The sequence below is a fragment of the Bradyrhizobium sp. Crot121 genome, from assembly GCF_059512385.1.
In genome coordinates this window covers 1-16825 of record NZ_JCAMOR010000054.1, presented here as the reverse complement: position 1 = coordinate 16825, position 16825 = coordinate 1, and the positions used below count along the sequence as shown (strand labels likewise).

The 16825-nt window shown below is 63.8% G+C and carries 14 protein-coding genes; 11 read left to right on the top strand and 3 right to left on the bottom strand.

Features of this window, described 5'->3' with window-relative positions; genetic code table 11:
- Nucleotides 1–250: 250 nt before the first annotated feature.
- Nucleotides 251–868, bottom strand: coding sequence for a hypothetical protein (locus AC5ZGW_RS32575; RefSeq protein ID WP_130227634.1), 618 nt, complete (start codon nucleotides 866–868; stop codon nucleotides 251–253).
- A gap of 114 nt (nucleotides 869–982) precedes the next feature.
- On the opposite strand from AC5ZGW_RS32575, the gene AC5ZGW_RS32570 reads away from it, so the two are divergent.
- Together AC5ZGW_RS32570 and AC5ZGW_RS32565 are read left to right on the top strand one after the other, a co-directional pair.
- Entirely contained in the window at nucleotides 983–1654 is a 672-nt protein-coding gene (locus tag AC5ZGW_RS32570) for a TetR/AcrR family transcriptional regulator (protein WP_130227635.1), read from the top strand.
- 158 nt (nucleotides 1655–1812) lie between these two features.
- Nucleotides 1813–3522: a sulfatase-like hydrolase/transferase gene (locus AC5ZGW_RS32565; RefSeq protein WP_130227636.1), complete on the top strand. Its 1710-nt coding sequence runs from the start codon at nucleotides 1813–1815 to the stop codon at nucleotides 3520–3522.
- Here the strand turns inward: AC5ZGW_RS32565 and AC5ZGW_RS32560 are convergent.
- Together AC5ZGW_RS32560 and AC5ZGW_RS32555 are read right to left on the bottom strand one after the other, a co-directional pair.
- Nucleotides 3509–5083, bottom strand: a complete 1575-nt coding sequence (locus tag AC5ZGW_RS32560) for an ABC transporter permease/substrate-binding protein (RefSeq protein WP_496114023.1) — start codon at nucleotides 5081–5083, stop codon at nucleotides 3509–3511. The genes AC5ZGW_RS32565 and AC5ZGW_RS32560 overlap by 14 nt on opposite strands.
- The gene (locus AC5ZGW_RS32555) at nucleotides 5080–5868 is read right to left on the bottom strand and encodes an ATP-binding cassette domain-containing protein (RefSeq protein ID WP_130230174.1); all 789 of its coding nucleotides are present in this window, start codon (nucleotides 5866–5868) and stop codon (nucleotides 5080–5082) included. The genes AC5ZGW_RS32560 and AC5ZGW_RS32555 overlap by 4 nt, the downstream gene beginning before the upstream one ends.
- Nucleotides 5869–6028: 160 nt before the next feature.
- Here AC5ZGW_RS32555 and AC5ZGW_RS32550 point away from each other — a divergent pair, with 160 nt between their 5' ends.
- From AC5ZGW_RS32550 to AC5ZGW_RS32510, 9 genes are all read left to right on the top strand, one after another.
- Nucleotides 6029–6829: an ABC transporter ATP-binding protein gene (locus AC5ZGW_RS32550; RefSeq protein WP_165435583.1), complete on the top strand. Its 801-nt coding sequence runs from the start codon at nucleotides 6029–6031 to the stop codon at nucleotides 6827–6829.
- A complete protein-coding gene (locus tag AC5ZGW_RS32545; RefSeq protein WP_130230178.1) occupies nucleotides 6829–7611 on the top strand; it encodes an ABC transporter permease in 783 nt (260 codons plus the stop codon). Before AC5ZGW_RS32550 ends, AC5ZGW_RS32545 begins: the two co-directional genes overlap by 1 nt.
- Before the next feature lie 168 nt (nucleotides 7612–7779).
- Nucleotides 7780–8805, top strand: a complete 1026-nt coding sequence (locus tag AC5ZGW_RS32540; RefSeq protein ID WP_130230180.1) for an ABC transporter substrate-binding protein — start codon at nucleotides 7780–7782, stop codon at nucleotides 8803–8805.
- A 10-nt stretch (nucleotides 8806–8815) separates the two neighbouring features.
- The gene (locus tag AC5ZGW_RS32535) at nucleotides 8816–9517 is read left to right on the top strand and encodes an NUDIX hydrolase (RefSeq protein ID WP_130230182.1); all 702 of its coding nucleotides are present in this window, start codon (nucleotides 8816–8818) and stop codon (nucleotides 9515–9517) included.
- A gap of 10 nt (nucleotides 9518–9527) precedes the next feature.
- Nucleotides 9528–10475, top strand: a complete 948-nt coding sequence (locus AC5ZGW_RS32530; protein WP_130230184.1) for a polyphosphate kinase 2 family protein — start codon at nucleotides 9528–9530, stop codon at nucleotides 10473–10475.
- Between the two features lie 497 nt (nucleotides 10476–10972).
- Nucleotides 10973–12532 (top strand): 2-isopropylmalate synthase, encoded by a 1560-nt coding sequence (locus AC5ZGW_RS32525; RefSeq protein WP_130230185.1) that lies wholly within the window; start codon nucleotides 10973–10975, stop codon nucleotides 12530–12532.
- Nucleotides 12533–12881: 349 nt separating this feature from the next.
- Complete coding sequence (locus AC5ZGW_RS32520; RefSeq protein ID WP_130230187.1) at nucleotides 12882–14822, top strand: adenylate/guanylate cyclase domain-containing protein; 1941 nt, start codon at nucleotides 12882–12884, stop codon at nucleotides 14820–14822.
- Nucleotides 14823–15082: 260 nt separating this feature from the next.
- Nucleotides 15083–15556: a hypothetical protein gene (locus AC5ZGW_RS32515; protein ID WP_130230189.1), complete on the top strand. Its 474-nt coding sequence runs from the start codon at nucleotides 15083–15085 to the stop codon at nucleotides 15554–15556.
- A gap of 26 nt (nucleotides 15557–15582) precedes the next feature.
- On the top strand, nucleotides 15583–16344 hold the full coding sequence (locus tag AC5ZGW_RS32510; protein ID WP_245475092.1) for a lysozyme family protein: 762 nt from the start codon (nucleotides 15583–15585) through the stop codon (nucleotides 16342–16344).
- Nucleotides 16345–16825: the final 481 nt, after the last annotated feature.

Genomic DNA, 16825 nt, shown 5'->3' with positions numbered 1-16825 from the left:
TCGTCGCAGCCGGGGACGGGCCTGCGCTGAGAATATCAGATAGCCCAGAGTGCGCATCACCATATATGACCGCCTTCGACAAACGGTGTCACCGCCCTTCTGGTGGCGCAGCTAAGAAGGCCAGCCCTCAGGGCCATGTCGCCTTCTGGCCCATCGCGTCATTTCGCTGTTGCGCAGCAACTGCGTCGCTTTTAGTGGCAAGCGGACATTAGCTTCGTTGCGTCACGCTTTATGAGCGTGGTTTAAGCCATCAGGCCTCGATGGCGCGCGGCGTCCGCCTTGATGCCATCGCGATCATTCGCAAGCCGAACACCGCTATGAGCGGGATCAGGAACAGCGCATAAAGCGGCATCTCCGGAATCCGCTTGCCGAATGAGACCGTGAACTGCACCAGAAGATAATAGCCGCCGACCAGGTGCAGCGTCCGCCAGGCGCGTGCGCCGAGTGCAGCCGCGGTGCGGTCGAATGAGGTTGCCGTCATCGCGATGATGAAGGCGTAAGCGATGCCGCCGAAGATGTAGGACGCGGCCGAGGTCGCAGCCGCATAGCCGGCTGGGTCCATCAGCGCGAAGCAGCCGATCGCCGCAGCATGGATGGCGTGCGACGCCGCGAAGCTGACGCCGAGCGCGCGGCGGTTGCGGCGCTGCCAGCGGGTCCAGGCGTTCGGCCAGAGCTGCGCCAGCGCGGACGCCGAGAAGGCAAGGCAGAACAACAACAGCGAAGTCCGCGCCGTGAAGCGGATCACCATCCTGACGCCGTCGACCTCGAACTGTCGCATGCCAGCGATCCAGAGGCTGAGCGCGACCAGGATCGATGTGAGGATGGCGAACAGCCGCCACCCTTCGAACCAGCGTGGCCCCATCGGCATGTTTCGCCTCCCTGCTGTTGTTGTATGTAATCACTGGTTACATTGCCTGCCGAGATGTGGTCAATCCGTGTAATCACCGCTTACATTCACGACCCGGTGATGTTAGGGAAAGACATGCGTCGCGCCACGAAATCCTCAGCCGCAAAGCCGCGCCGCCGCAATCCGTCCGCGGCCGTCGCGAAGCCCTATCACCACGGCGACCTCCGGCACGCGCTGGTCCACGCCGCGCTGCAATTGGTGGACGAGGGCGGGCCGGACGCCGTCAGCGTGCGCGAGGCGGCGCGCCGCGCCGGGGTCTCGCCGGGCGCTCCGTTCCGTCATTTTCCGAGCCGCGACGCGCTGATGAACGCGGTGGCGGAAGAGGCGCAGCGGCGTTTTCGGGCCGAGATCCAGGCGGCGCTGGATACTGCTTCGGCCGGCGACCCCTTAGCGCGGTTTCGCGCGCTCGGATTGGCCTATGTGCGCTGGGCGATGAAGAACCCAGCCCATTTCGAGATCATCTCCAGCCGCCGCTTTTTTGATCATGACCGGTCGGGCGGGGTTTCGCGCGACAATGCCGAGCTGATTGCGCTGACTGAACGGACGCTGGCGGAAGCCTTTGTCCAAGGCCAGCTCCGCGCGTCCGACCTGCAGCAGGTTCAGATCGCCGGCCGCGCGCTGGTCTATGGCTTTGCCCGCATGAACATCGACGGTCATTTCCCGCGCTGGGGCGTCGCGGATGACGATGCCGAACGTACCGCGGAGGCGATCATCGATCTCTTCATCGACGGGATCGCGAACCGCTGAACCGCGCGGCGTCACGCTGTCGCCGCAAATTCATTGCGCATTCATGACGCTTACATTACGGTTTTGTGACACGACGCGGGTTCCGGCTGCGTCGTCCGCCTCCTGGTCACCTCCAGCCAAGGCGAACTACCGCGCCGGGGAATGTTGCGTCGTCACCCATGGCGCCCGCGCCAAATCAAGGCTCTTCGATTGCTGCGATCGCGGGCGGCTTGGCCGCGATCGGCATCTGGCGGCTGCTCGCCGTCGCTGCGCCACAGATGGCGGCGCTCGGGATCATGGTGCAGACCGAGACCGATTTCGGCTCGCGACTCTGCTTCCTGTTGTCCTGGGGCATCCTGAACTTCTTCTTCATCGCGTTGCTGCGGCGGCCGGCGCTATCGGGGGCGCTGTCGCTGACGCTGGTGGTGGCGCTGGTGCTGCTCTCGCGGTTCAAGCACGAAGTCGTGCAGATGACTGCGAACTTCGTCGACCTGATGGTGGTCGACCACGACACCGCGTCCTTCCTGCTGACAATCTTCCCGAACCTGCGCTGGTCGCTGATCGGCGCAGGCGCCGTCACGCTGCCCTTGATGTATGCGCTGTGGTGGCTCGATCCGTTCCGCGTCCGCCGCCTGCCGGCGCTGGCCTGCAAATTGGCATGCCTTGCCGCACTGGCAGGATATGCCGTCACCTGGCCGGACGAGGATTGGCGCGGCTATTACGACGACGGCTATCTCTCGAAATTCGCCCGCTCCGCCGTCACGGCGGCTTCCGATTTCATCAACTATGGCTTCATGGAGTCGGACGCGGTCGCGAGCGAGCACCTCAAGATTCCGCTGGTGGACTCCTGCCATCCGGCCGGCCGCCGGCCGAACATCATCCTGATCCACGATGAATCGAGCTTCGATATCCGCGCGGCCGAAGGCGTCAAGGTGCCGCCGGGCTACGGCGCGCAGTTCAGGTCCTATGACGGCGTCGAGCGAAAATTCCTGGCCGAGAGCAATGGCGGGCCGAGCTGGTTCACCGAATACAACGTGCTCGCCGGGCTCTCCTCGCGCTCCTTCGGCCGTTTCGCCTATTTCGTCACCCGCATCGCCTCCGGCCGCGTCGAGCGCGGGCTGCCGCTTGCGCTCCGCCGCTGCGGCTACAACACGCTTTCGCTCTATCCGGCGTTCGGCGCGTTCATGAGCGCGCGCAGCTTCCAGGCCACGACCGGCATCCAGCGCTTCTACGATGCGCGCGATCTCCGCGCCAAGGATGTCGAGCCCGACCGCTTTTTCTACGACAAGGCGCTGCGGCTGATGGCCGAGCAGCCGCCCGGCGCGCCGCAGTTCACCTTCGTCTATCTCGCCGCCAACCATTTCCCGTGGAAGACGGCGTTGCGCCCCGACCTGACGCCGTCCTGGCGCCCGCTCGGCAACGCGCCCGTCATCGATGAATATCTGCGCCGGCAGGCGATGAGCGCGACTGACTACGCCGCCTTTGTCGCGGGACTGAAGAAGAAGTTTCCGGCGCAGCCGTTCCTGATCGTTCGATACGGCGATCACCAGCCGGAATTCGCGCCGCATCTTCTCGACCCGAGCCTCGATGCGGCCGGCATCGGCAAGAAGCTCGAGACGTATGACCCGCGCTATTTCGCGACCTATTACGCGATCGACGCCATCAATTTCGAACCGGTGAAATCAGCAGCCGTGATGGACACGATCGATGCGGCCTATCTGCCGCTGGTGATCCAGGAAGCCGCCGGCATTCCGCTCGATCCCTCGTTCGAGGAGCAGAAGCACATCATGCTCCGCTGCAACGGCCTGTTCTATGCCTGCAAGGACGGCGCCGAGGCCCGCCGCTTCAACCGCCTCCTGATCGACGCGGGTGTGATCAAGGGGCTGTAGGCCGCCGCGTCGCGATCTTCTCCCACAGCCAGCGCGCGACCGCGTCCGGCGAGGAGGAGCCATCATTGCCGGCGGCGCGCAAATTCGCCTCCCGCATCGTGGCGATGTCGATGCGTCCGAGCAGCGGCAGCAATGCCGCGCGGAGCTTGGTGTCATCCTTGCGCTTGGGCGCCAGCAGCATCACTGCGTCATAGGGCGGGATCGCGTGCTTGGGATCGCCGAGCAGCGTGAGATCGTATTTCGCGATCAGGCCGTCGCTGGTATAGCCCGCGATCACATCGACCTCGCCGGAGGCGACGGCGGCATACATGAAGTCCGGCTGCATCTGTCGTAGCGTGCGGAACGATAATCCATAGGCCGCTTTGATGCCGGCCCATTCCGGCCGCGAGAAGAATTCGTAGTCGCCGGCGATCGACAGTGACGGCGCGAGCGCGGCGAGATCAGCGATGGTATGGACGCCGAGCGCTTCCGCGCGCTGCTTCGGCATGATGAGAGCGTAGGCGTTCGCAAAGCCGAGGTCGCCGAGCAGGGTGATGTCCTGTTTCGCCAGGATCGACTTCAAGTCGGCGAGCAGCTCTTCGCGCGGCCGGATCTCGGTGTGGTGGAACTGGTTGGCCCATAGCGTGCCGGAATAGTCGAGATAGACATCGATATCGCCGGCTTTCAGCGCATCGAAGATCACGCTGGAGCCGAGGCCGGCGCGCGTGGTCGCAGGAAGGCCGTCCGCGTTCAGCCGCTGCGCGATCAGCGCCGCCAGCACATATTGCTCGGTGAAGGTTTTCGCGCCGACGACATAGCTCGATGCCGAGCGCGCCATCGCAGGCACCAGCGTCGCAGCGACCAGCGCCGCGATGCCGACGCCGCCGAGCGCGGCACGCAGCCGGCTGCGGTGGCGCAGGCCGTTCTCGATCAGCGCCAGCAGCTGGTCGACGGCGAGCGCGAGCGCGGCGGCGGCGAGGCAGCCGAACACGACGAACACCCAGTTTTGGGTCTGCAGTCCCGCAAAGATATAATTGCCGAGGCTGGTCTGCCCGATCGGCGTCGACAGCGTCGCGGTGCCGATCACCCACACCGCCGCGGTGCGGATGCCCGCCATCATCACCGGCAGCGCCAGCGGCAGCTCCACCATGAACAGCGATTGCCGTTCCGTCATGCCGACGCCCTGCGCCGCCTCCGTCAGCGCCGGGTCGACGCCCGACAGGCCAGTGATGGTGTTGCGGAGCACCGGCAGCATCGAATAGAGCGCGAGCGCCAGCACCGCGGGCAGAAATCCGAAGGCGGAGAAATCGAAGCCGAACCAGGACAGCGTCAGCGCCGCGAGCACCAATAGCAGCGGATAGAACAGCGCCAGCAGCGCCAGTCCCGGCACGGTCTGCACGATAGAGGCAAAGCCGAGCAGCGCGCCGCGCAGCACTGGCCGGTTGCGTGCGAGGATCGCCAGCGGCAGGCTGACGATCAGCCCGAGCGCGAGCGCGGCGAGGCTTACGCGCACATGGTTGCCGAGATAATCGGGCAGATGCGCGAGCGCTTCGCTCCAGCGCGGATCGGAAAACAGGTTCATGCGGCGCCGTCCCGCGGCAGCAATTTGCCGAGCCGTTCCGCCTGCCGCCGCGGCGTGTGCAGGAGTTTTTCGACGTAAGGATCGTTGCTTTCGGAAAGCTCCGCTGGGGTGCCCTGCGCCAGCAGCCTGCCTTCGTGCATGACAGCGACGCGGTCGGCGAGCAGCAGCGCTTCCGTCATGTCATGGGTGATCATGATCGTGGTCAATTTGAGCCTGCGATGCAATTCGCGGAAATCATCGCCGAGCGCGTCGCGGGTGAGGGGGTCGAGCGCCCCGAACGGCTCGTCCATCAGCACGATGCGGGGTCGTGCGGCCAGCGCCCGCGCGACGCCGACGCGCTGCCGCTGCCCGCCGGAGAGCTCGCTCGGCAGCCGCTCCCGATATTGCCCGCCGTCGAGTTGCACCAGTTCGAGCAGTTCGTCGACGCGCGCTGCGATCTCCGCCGCCGGCCAGCCGAGCAGCTTCGGCGTGATGCCGATATTGGCGCCGACGGAAAGATGCGGAAACAGCCCGCCGCTCTGGAAGACATAGCCGATGCGCCGCCGCAGGCGGATCGGATCGACATTGCGCACGTCCTCGCCCTCGACCGTGACGTTGCCGCTGTCGGCGTCGATCAGCCGGTTGGCGAGCCGCAGCAAGGTGGTCTTGCCCGAGCCGGAGCCGCCGACGATGGCAAGGAACTCGCCCTCGGCGACATCAAGCGAGACGCCGTCGACCGCGACCACGCCGCCATTGGCGAAGGTCTTGCCGACCTTGGTGTAGGCAATGAGTGGTCCGTTGGACAATGCCGTTCAAACCTCGCGCTGGCCCTGCCTTAAGAGATCACAGTTCAACTAGCACGTCGCGATGCTGCGTTGAACTTGTCCGCGCGAGAGGCTAAGGCATCCTCCCGAACAGGGAGGGAACGTGGTGGACAAGGCCAAGCCCACAGCCAGGCCCACAGCGGTGGCGCTCGAGGATGCGACGGTGGCGTTTCGTCTCGCCGATGCCCGCGTATATACCGCGGTCGAGAAGGCGCGCCTTGCGGTCGCCCATGGCGAATTCGTCGCGATAGTCGGTCCTACCGGCTGCGGCAAGTCGACCTTGCTGAACGTGGCCGCCGGCCTGCTCAAGCCGGCCGCGGGCGCGGTCAGGATCTTCGACCAGCCGCTCACAGGATTGAACCGCGACGCCGGCTACCTGTTCCAGGCCGATGCGCTATTCCCCTGGAAGACCGCGATCGACAATGTCGCGATCGGGCTCGAGATCAAGGGCACGCCGCGGGCGAAGGCGCTGGAACAGGCGCAGGCCTGGCTGACCTCGGTCGGGCTTGGCGCATTCGCAAACCGCTATCCGCACATGCTCTCGGGCGGCCAGCGCAAGCGCGTCGGCCTTGCGCAGGTGCTGATCCGCGATCCAAAGATCCTCCTGATGGACGAGCCGTTCGGCCCGCTCGATGCCCAGACCCGGCAGGTGATGGGCAATCTGCTGCTCGAACTCTGGACTGCCGACCGCAAGGCGGTGCTGTTCGTCACCCATGACCTGGAGGAGGCGATCGCGCTCGCCGACCGGGTCGTCATCATGTCGGCCGGCCCTTCCTCGCGCATCATCGGCGACTGGCGCGTGGAACTGCCGCGCCCGCGCGACATCTTCGAGGTGCGGTTGGACAAGCAGTTTCACGAACTGCATCGCGAAATCTGGGGCGTGCTGAAGGAAGAGGTGATGAAGGGTTACGCGCAATCATCGCAAGCCGCGGGAGCCGAGTGATGTCCCGCGCTGCGCTCTTGCTCTGCCAGGTCCTGGTCGCCGTGGTCGCGCTGGCGCTGTGGCAGGTCTTTACCACAGTCCCGCTGTTCGGCCGCATCCTGCTGCCGCCGTTCTTCTTCTCCAATCCCATCGACGTCTTCGACCAGATCGTCAAATGGTTCTCGACCGGCGTGATCTGGAAGCATCTTGCGATCACGCTGTGGGAATCGATCCTCGCTTTCGTGATCGGCTCGTCCCTCGGCGTTCTGGTCGGCTTCTGGTTCGCGCGCCAGCCGCGCGTCGCGGCCGTGTTCGATCCTTACGTGAAGATGACGAACGCGCTGCCGCGCGTCGTGCTGGCGCCGATCTTCGCGCTATGGTTCGGCCTCGGCATCTGGTCCAAGGTCGCGCTCGGCGTCACCCTCGTCTTCTTCATCGTGTTCTTCAACGTCTATCAGGGCGTCAAGGAAGTGAGCACGACCGTGCTCGACAATGGCCGCATGCTCGGCATGAGCGAGCGGCAATTGATGCGGCATGTCTATTGGCCCTCGGCGCTGTCGTGGATGTTCTCCTCGCTGCATACGTCCGTCGGCTTTGCGGTGGTCGGCGCCGTCGTCGGCGAATATCTCGGCGCCGCCGCCGGCCTCGGCTATCTGATCCAGCAGGCCGAGGGCGTGTTCGACGTCGCCGGCGTCTTCGCGGGCATGTTCGTGCTGTCGGCCTTCGTGATTCTGATCGACATGGCCGTGACGCTGGTCGAACGACGCCTGCTGGTCTGGCGGCCGACGGTACGCGCATTGTAGATCGTAGGGTGGGAAAAGCGCAGCGTGCCCACCCTTTCTTGCACCGACCGTGGATGGTGGGCACGCTGCGCTTTGCCCACCCTACGGGACCGCGTTTCGCAATGACGGCGGAGCCTTCTCAACGCCCGCGTGCTGCTTTATCTTGCTCCCAACGGAACGGAGACGATCATGAGGAAACTGTTCGGCCACCTGGCCGGCGTGCTGCTGGCGCTGGTGCTGACGTCGGGTCTTGCCGCAGCGCAAAGCAAGGTCACGATCGCGGTCGGCGGCGGCGCCTGCCTGTGCTATCTGCCGACGGTGCTGGCCAAGCAGCTCGGCGAATATGAGAAGGCGGGGCTTGCGGTCGAGCTGGTCGATCTCAAGGGCGGTTCGGATGCGCTGAAAGCCGTGCTCGGCGGCAGCGCCGACGTCGTCTCGGGCTATTTCGATCACTGCGTCAATCTCGCCGCCAAGCGGCAGGAATTGCAGGCTTTCGTGGTCTATGACCGCTATCCCGGCCTGGTGCTGGTGGTGTCGCCCAAGCACACCTCAGAGATCAATTCGATCAAGGATCTCGCCGGCAAGAAGATCGGCGTCAGCGCGCCCGGCTCCTCGACTGATTTCTTCCTGAAATATCTGCTCAAGAAGAACGGGCTTGATCCCACCAGCGCCTCCGTGATCGGCGTCGGCCTGGGCGCGACGGCGGTCGCGGCGATGGAGCAGGGCCAGATCGATGCCGCCGTGATGCTCGATCCCTCCGTCACCGTGCTGCAGGGCAGCCATGCCGACCTGAAGATCCTGAGCGACACCCGCACCCAGCACGATACGCTCGCGGTGTTCGGCGGCGAATATCCGGGCGGCGCGCTCTATTCGACTGCGGCCTGGGTCAAGTCGCATGAGAAGGAAGCGCAGGCGCTCACCAACGCGATCCTTGCCACGCTCGCCTGGATCCATTCGCATTCGGCGGAAGACATCATGGCCAAGATGCCCGACGAGATCGTCGGCAAGAACAAGGCGCTCTATCTCGCCGCGCTGAAGAACACGATTCCGATGTATTCGGAGACCGGCAAGATGGATCCGAAGGGCGCCGACGCGGTGCTGGCGGTGTTCAGCGAGGGGTCGCCGGAAGTCGCCAAGGCCAATATCGACGTCAGCAAGACCTACACCAACCGACTGGTCGAGCAGGCGAAGACTACAGGGCAGGGTGCGAAGTAAGCGCTCGTCAATGACGCCACCTTCCATTCATCGCGTTACCGCGCTCGATCTCAAGGTGCAGCCATGGGCGTGGCCGTTCGCACAAGAACGCCGCGCCGAGATCGATGCGCATTTCGCCGAGGCGCAGCGCGAGCGGCCAAACCTCTGGAACGGCCGTGTTCTGCTGGGCCGCAGTGCCACGTTCGAAGGCGAGCGCCTGAGCGCGAGCTATTTCGAGACCGATTTTGCGAGCTTCCTCGCCTGGCGCGACTGGGGCTTTCCCGATAGGGGCGTCTTCAACGGCTTTGGCATGGGCGCGCTGCTGGCAAGCGATGGCGCGTTCGTGCTTGGCGAAATGGGCCATCACACCTCCAACCCCGGACGGGTCTACTTCCCGTCGGGCACGCCTGATCTCGATGACATCAGGGGCGAGGCGCTCGATATTGCCAGCAGCGTCGCACGCGAGGTGGAGGAGGAGACCGGACTCACCGCTGCCGACTATCGTCCCGATGCGCATTGGGATTGCGTCTTCACCGGTGTCGCCATCGCCATGATGCGGGTCCTCTATGTCGACATGCCCGGCGATGCCTTACGCGCTCGCATTGAAAGCAATCTTGCCTCGCAGGAAGACCCCGAATTGGCGGCGATCCATCTGGTGCGGGATTTTAGCGACCTCACTGCCGCGATGCCGCGCTTCGTCACCGCTTTCATCGAGATGCATCTGAGCAGGTAAGAAAGGGCCCATGGGCAAGAAATCGAAGCTGCTGGCTGACGAGCTGAAACCTTTTGTGTCACCGTTCCGCATCGACGGGTCGGAGCAGTTTCACCTCAAATCGCTCAAGACCAATGAGAAGGGCGGCATCGACAAGGCAGCGGGTGAAGAGATCATCGAGGCCAATCGCAGGCGGCTGAACGATTTCCAGGAGAAGCTCTACGCCCAGGACCGCTGGTCGCTGCTTCTGATCTTCCAGGGTATGGATGCCGCGGGCAAGGATTCCGCGATCAAGAGTGTGTTCGAGGGCGTCAATCCGCAGGGCTGCGAGGTCACCTCGTTCAAGGAGCCGTCGTCCAAGGAGCTCGACCACGATTTCATGTGGCGTTCGATGATCGCGTTGCCAGAGCGCGGCCGCATCGGCATCTTCAACCGCTCCTATTATGAGGAATGCCTGGTGGTGCGCGTGCATTCCGAAATCCTCGCCAAGCAGAAGATTCCGCCGCGGCTGGTGACCAAGAACATCTGGCGCGAACGCTTCGAGGACATCTCGGCGATCGAGCGCTACCTCTCGCGCAACGGCATCGTGGTCTTGAAGTTCTTCCTCAACGTCTCCCGGCAGGAGCAGCGCGCGCGCTTCCTGGAGCGGCTGGAGGAGCGGTCGAAGAACTGGAAGTTCTCGATGGCCGACATCAATGAGCGCGCGCTGTGGCCGCGCTACATGGCCGCCTACCAGGACATGATCCGCCACACCGCAACCCGCGCCGCGCCGTGGCACGTCGTACCGGCCGACCACAAATGGTTCGCCCGCGTGGTGATCGGCTCCACCATCGTCAGCGCACTCGAGAAGCTCGATCTGCATTTCCCGAAAGTTGACGAGTCCGAGCGCAGCGAATTCAAACGCGTCCGCGAGGCCCTGCTGGCGGAAGGCAAGGGCGGGGCGGGGAAGAAGGCGAAGGCAGGAAACAGGGCGAAGTAGGTCTCAGCCGTCATGGCCGGGCTTGTCCCGGCCATCCAGGTCCTTGCCGTGGCAGCAAAGAACGTGGATGCCCGGCACAAGGCCGGGCATGACGGAGTACGATGGCTTGACGGCTACGAAGCCGCATGGCGGCGGGTATTTAGGTCAGCCCCACTGACCATCTTTTTACCGTTGCGGCCGGCCGCTCTCTTCGTCTAGAAACGGCCCGCGGAGGTGGCCTCGGCAACCAACCATCAATGGTTTGGGCCTCCAAAGGGTACTGGCAATGCTGATTCGCAGCGAAATCGATGGAGTTCTGACGGGAACGGCCCAAGCCGCCCCCGCGATTCCGGCTGCGTCGCTGCCGACCCTCCTTCTTGGCGGGCTTCTGCTTCTTATCGGCCCCTGAGGGCCGTCTGGGCGGTTGCGCCTGGGCACTCAGGGGTTGCGCGAGAACGACAGAAACCCTTCAGCGCTCAGTGATAAGATAGCGCGATCGACCCAAAGGAACTTTGCAGATGACCACCGCCAACAAGTCCGAGAAGGACCGCGTAATCATTTTCGACACCACGCTGCGTGACGGCGAGCAGTGCCCCGGCGCTACCATGACCTTCGAGGAAAAGCTCGAGGTCGCCGAACTGCTCGACGATATGGGCGTCGACGTCATCGAGGCCGGCTTCCCCATCACCTCGGAGGGCGACTTCCAGGCGGTCAGCGAGATCGCCCGCCGCTCCAAGAATGCCGTCATCGCCGGCCTGTCCCGCGCCCATCCGAAGGACATCGACCGCTGCGCGGAAGCGGTGAAATTTGCCAAGCGCGGCCGCGTCCACACTGTCATCGCGACCTCGCCGCTGCACATGCGGGTCAAGCTGAACATGACGCCGGAGCAGGTGATCGAGACCTCGATCGCCAATGTCAGCCGCGCCCGCAACCAGATCGACGATGTCGAATGGTCGGCCGAGGACGGCACCCGCAGCGAGATGGATTTCCTCTGCCGCATCGTGGAAGCCGTCATCAAGGCCGGCGCCACCACGGTGAACATCCCCGACACCGTCGGCTACACCACGCCCGACGAGTACACCCACTTCATGCGCACGCTGATCGAGCGGGTGCCGAACTCTGACAAGGCGATCTTCTCGGTCCACTGCCATAACGATCTCGGCATGGCGGTGGCCAACTCGCTGGCCGGCATCGTCGGCGGTGCGCGCCAGGTCGAATGCACCGTCAACGGCATCGGCGAGCGCGCCGGCAACGCGGCGCTCGAAGAGATCGTGATGGCGATCAATGTACGCAACGACAAGTTTCCGTACTGGAACAGGATCGACACCACGCAACTGACGCGCGCCTCCAAGCTGGTGTCGGCGGCGACCTCGTTCCCGGTCCAGTACAACAAGGCCATCGTCGGCCGTAACGCGTTCGCGCATGAGAGCGGCATCCACCAGGACGGCGTGCTGAAGGATGCCTCCACCTACGAGATCATGCGGCCTGAGATGGTCGGGTTGAAGCAGTCGTCGCTGGTGCTCGGCAAGCACTCCGGCCGCCATGCCTTCGTCCACAAGCTGGAGGAGATGGGCTATAAGTTGGGCCCGAACCAGCTCGAGGATGCGTTCGCGCGGATGAAGGCGCTCGCCGACCGCAAGAAGGACATCTACGACGAGGACATCGAGGCGCTGCTCGACGAGGAGATCGCGGCCGCCCACGACCGCATCAAGCTGACCTCGCTGACCGTCATCGCCGGCACCCATGGCCCGCAGCGCGCGACCATGAAGCTGGATGTCGACGGCCAGACCCGGATCGAGGAAGCCGAGGGCAACGGCCCGGTCGATGCCGTCTTCAACTGCATCAAGCGCCTGGTGCCGCACGACGCCAGGCTGGAGCTCTACCAGGTGCACGCGGTGACCGAAGGCACCGACGCGCAAGCCGAAGTCTCGGTGCGCCTTGCCCACGACGGCCGCTCCATGACCGCCCGCGCCGCCGACCCGGACACGCTGGTCGCCTCGGCGAAGGCCTATCTCGGCGCCCTCAACAAGATCGTCATGAAGCGCCAGCGCGACATCCCGGCGGCGGTTGCGGGCTAAGAGAATCGTAGGGCGGATTAGCTTTGCGTCTTCGCTCGAAGAGCGAATGCGCAAGGCGTAATCCGCCATCCCTTCCGCCACGCCCACCGCCGTCATTCCGGGCGCGCGTCAGCGCGAGCTATGATGTGCAATTGCACATCAGAGAATCCATCGGGCCTCAAGCGCAGGCGGAGGAATGGATTCCGGGCTCGATGCTGCGCCTGTCATCGGGCCGCGCTTCGCGCGGACCCGGTGGCATCGCCCCGGAATGACAGAATTCAGAACCGAAAATGCGCGGCGCATAAGCCGATATCCCGCGGCCGGGAACTTGTGGTAATCTCCACCAGGTACCTCCTGAGGAGGACTAGGCGTGGAGCGGGAGCGAGTCCGACGAAGACTCGCGGCGATCCTGGCTACAGACGTCGCGGGTTATAGCCGTCTGGTCGGCGCGGACGAGGAGGGCACCCTTGCCCACTTCAAGCTCCTCCACCGTGAGCTTGTGGCCCCCAAGATTGCTAAGCATCGTGGCCGGGTCGTGAAGACCACCGGGGACGGCCTGCTGGCCGAGTTCGCAAGCGTAATCGACGCACTCCGCTGCGCTGTTGAGGTCCAACGGTGCATGGCTGAGCGAAATGCCGGGCTACCCCAAGACAAGCGCATCGAGTTCCGGATCGGTATTCATCAGGGAGATATCGTCATCGAGAGAGGCGACATCTTCGGTGATGGGGTCAACGTGGCTGCACGCTTGCAAACGCTCGCCGAGCCTGGAGGCATCTGTGTGTCCGCCCGCGTGCAGGAGGATGCGCGGGGCAAGTTCGACATTCCATTGGAGGACACCGGCGAGCAGCAGCTCAAGAATATCGCTCGGCCCGTGCGCGTCTATCGAATACGGCCGAGCGATCCAGCGACGAGCTCACCGTGTTCGTCGCCGCTCTCCGACACGCCGCCGATGGTTTCGTCTCCGATTGCTGTCTTTCCGTTACGCCTGCGGCGGATGCTTGGTGCACGGCACGTTCGAACGGCTCTGATGACAGCACTGGTCCTTCTCATGACCAGCGGCGGTGCGGCTTATTGGTATCTTCGGGGAGGCGAGCCGCAGCCGCAGGAGCATCGCTTGTCCATTGTCGTGCTGCCATTCACAAATTTAAGCAACGAGCCCGAGCAGGATTACTTTGCGGAAGCCCTCACTGACGATCTGAGCGCCGATCTCTCACGGATCCAGGACAGCTTTGTGATCGCACCCAACACAGCCCGCGCCTACAAGAACGTCGACCCAAAGCGCGCTGGCCGCGAACTTGGCGTTCGTTATGTTCTCGACGGCAGCCTGCGCAGGACCGAGACGATGGTTCGAATCCATGCCCGGCTGATCGATGCCCGGACCGGCGCCGAGGTCTGGTCGGAGCGCGTCGACGGCGACTGGTCAAAGTCGATGCAACTTCAGGACATCATCACCGGACGGCTGGCCCGGCGGTTTGATCTTGAACTGATTAACCAGGAAAGCCGCGACGCGGAGCTTGCGCGACCGAACAGGCCGGACGCAGTCGATCTCACGATGCGCGGGTGGGCTGTGCTGAATCAGCCCTATTCGCGCGAGCAGTTGGCGCAGTCTCGCACCCTTTTCGAGCGCGCGCTTCAGATCGATTTCGGCTTCCCCAAGGCGCTGGTGGGCCTGGCAGATGCTCTGGCCATGGAGGTCAACTATCGCTGGAGCAACGCGCCGGCGGACCAACTGCAACGTGCCGAGAACGCTGTGGGGCAGGTCCTGTCAAAGTTTCCCAGTGACGCAATGGCACATTTTGTAAAGGGAGAAATCCTGCGGGCCAGAGGTCGGAACGTCGAGTCCGCCGTCAGTGAGTACGAAGAGGCAATCGCAATCAATCCCAGCCTCGCCCCGGCCCATGGTGCGCTCGGTGCCGCCAAGATCCGCGTCGGGCGTTCCGCGGAGGCCTTTGCTCCGCTTCAAATGGCAATTCAGCTCAGCCCCCGTGATCCGCTGCTGAGCACGTGGTACTTCTACATCTGTCATGCGCACAGCCATCTCGGGCAATATGAAGAGGCGATCGATTGGTGCCGCCGCTCCATCGCGGTGAGCGCCCTCTGGATTGCCTACGCAGACCTCGCTGCCGCCAGTGCGCTGACTGGACACGAGCGCGAAGCTCGAGCTGCCGTCACCGAACTCCGTCGGCTCAGGCCGAATTACACTGTTGCCCTTTGGTTGCAGGATGGGAACGGGTGGTCCGACAATGTCACCTTCCTTGCCGAGTTTCAGCGCATTGCCGAGGGTTTGCGCAAAGCGGGCCTGCCGGAGTGAGAGGTATGGCTGCGATCCTTGCGTGACGACCCTCACCGCAAGTTAAGGGATCTTTATTCTTTGTGGCAGGCCATTGTTCCAACAGGCTACCTCCCAGACCCGCGTTAACCCTACTCCAGATCTTTTCCGATCAAGGTCCCGGCAGGGTTCACGTCCGCCGCCAAGCCGCCTCATTGGACCCTAGCAATTGCATTTGCATTCTCGGGACCCATTCCTACCCGGCGTGATCGAGGACTTTCGCTCGGAAAGCGCGAGATCAGATGAGGGCGGCTCTCATCCTTGTTGGCCTCGGTACGCTTGCGGTGATGGAGATCCAGACTCCGCCGCGGGCGACAAAGTCTGTCGCGACGGAGCTTGCTCAGGCAACTCTGAGCTTCGCCGCCCCTGGCGATACGCTGACCGCAGCAGATCGGCTCGAAATCCCGCACGCGCAACAGCAGGCATCGGCTCAGCAGATCTTCTCGCCCGAACCAATCGCGCCGCCGGTTCAATCCGCCGCGGCTGCGCCGGAACCCGCGCCGATCGTTGAGCCGCCTGCGCGCGCGGTCCCAGCCGCAAAACCCGTTGTCGTGCTGCCGAAACCTCGACCCAAGCAACTGCCCAAGCACGAGATTGCCAAAGAGGCGGCAAAGACCACGCGTTCGAAACCAACTGTCGAGGCCAAGTCCTGTCAGCCCGGCGCCTTCGACGGCCTGTTCAAAGCATTGAGCCTGCCACTGGGATGTCAAACCTAGCGCAACAATCCTTTGCCTTCGAAGGGGTGGCTGATACCGGGCCGCGCCACCCCATGCCCAGATCCATGCCCACGTCCATGCCCATGTCGAAGCCGGCAGGCCGTGCTGATGAAATCAGGCCGCCTGATCCGGATGAACGTCGGAACATCGTGCCGGCGCGGCAGTGGTGGTCAGTGGAAGCCATTGCCATCCTGCTGGCGGTCGCGATCGCATTCGCCGTCACGGCAAGCCTGTTGTTGTTTCGCGACGTTCCGTTGAAGGACGAACCGATCGACCAGGCCGCGATCAGGGCGCTGGTCGAGCGCATCATCACGGCTGAATCAAACGGCGATGCGAATGCGAAGAACAAACGCTCGAGCGCGACCGGAGCCGCTCAGTTTCTCGACGACACATGGCTTGAAGCCGTTCGAAGACACCGACGCGATCTGGTCCAGGGACGCAGCGACAAGGAAGTGCTGGAGCTGCGTCGGGATACCGGGCTTGCCCGGGAAATCACCGCACGCACGATCGAGCGAAATGCCGCAATGCTGAGCAAGCGGGGCCTGCCGATCACGCCGGGTTCTCTCTACCTCGTGCATTTCGCCGGACCGGCAGGGGCGGTGGCGTTGCTGACCGCAGCAGAAAACGCCGACGCGGCTTCGCTTATGGCCGCCGCCGACGTGACAGGCCGCACCACCCGCGAGAAGCTGGTCACCGCCAATCCGTTCCTGAAGATGTTGACGGTGGGCGATCTCAAGCTTTGGGCCGATCGCAAGATGGCAGTGAGTGGTTCACCCGGGCGCTCGTGAGACTTGAATAAAACGGCGCTCGGCCTCCAAACACCTACCGCTGTCATTCCGGGGCGCGACGAAGTCGCGAACCCGGAATCCATTTGCCCACTTACGGAAGCGGAAAAATGGATTCTCTGATGTGCAATTGCACATCATAGCTCGATGCTATCGCATCGCCCCGGAATGACTGAGGGACGCATTGCGCAATCCTCTCCTTCGTCATGGCCGGGCTTGCCCCGGCCATCCACGTTCTCTCCCGCGCACCGAGGCAAAGGACGTGGATGCCCGGGACATCTGCGCGAAGACGCGCTTCGCGCTTTTGCCCGGGCATGACGGCGTCGTATCGTTCGCGCGATTTTCCTTAAGCGAATCAATGTGATTTGCCCGGTCCAGCCCTCGCGCGAAAAACATTCCGCTTTCGCCGTCGGGCAAATCAGTGATTTAACTCCGCGCGTCTCACGGCGAATGAGGGGCGGGTCGCGATCGTCACGAACGTTGC